Annotated in this window: 1 protein-coding gene; it reads left to right on the top strand. The window is 58.3% G+C overall.

What is annotated here, in order from left to right; genetic code table 11:
- Positions 1–558, top strand: a 558-nt coding sequence (locus ACY45C_RS15885; RefSeq protein WP_462188368.1) for a DUF262 domain-containing protein, incomplete at its 5' end; no start/stop codon positions are given.
- Positions 559–809: the final 251 nt, after the last annotated feature.

Genomic DNA, 809 nt, shown 5'->3' with positions numbered 1-809 from the left:
GACCTGGCGCCGGATTTTCAGCGTCTGAAGGTATGGAAGCCGGTTCAGAAGGCACAGCTCATTGAGTCTGTTCTGCTCCAGATCCCGCTGCCTGCCTTTTATTTCGCGGAGGACAAGGACGGGACGTTGCGAGTGGTCGACGGCGTCCAGCGGCTGACCACCGTCTACGATTTCGTCCGGGGTGGACGGGAGGGCGCCGGGGGTTTCTCCCTGGAGGGACTGGAGTACATCAGGGATGTGATCGGGAAGAGATTCGAGGATCTTCCCGCGCTTTGGCGTCGTCGCCTTAACAACACTCAGATTGTCGCGAACGTCATCGATCCCTCGACGCCGCGGCCCGTCATGTACGATATCTTCCGCCGGATTAACACGGGTGGTACGCCGCTGAATGCCCAGGAAATTCGGCACTGTATGAGCAAGAAGCGTAGCCGTGATTTCCTTCGCGATTTGACCGCTCTCCCGGAATTCTCGATCGCCACCGCCGGGGCACTGGGCAGGCAGCGGCGGATGATCGATCGTGAGGTGGTGCTTCGCTTCTGTGGGGACGTAATGAAGTAACAAATACGCGATCGAGAGCATCATCGCAGGTCACAGGCCTGTGGAGGGTTCGAAACGCGCAAGTTATTTCATTTCGACTCCTCAATCGTGCTCTCTTTGAGAGCTGGACGGTCGAGCTGGCGCGGATCGGACGGATAAAGTCGGCTTCCGTAGCGCAGGGAATTAGACGGAAGGCTCGGAGCCTGATGAAGTCAGATTCCATCTATATCACCGCCGTCACGGCCTCGACGGGAGATCGGATGCGAGTCCAG

The organism is Frankia sp. CcWB2 (assembly GCF_977927585.1).
The sequence above is the reverse complement of the archived record's forward strand: the minus strand, read 5'-3'. Positions and strand labels throughout refer to the sequence as shown.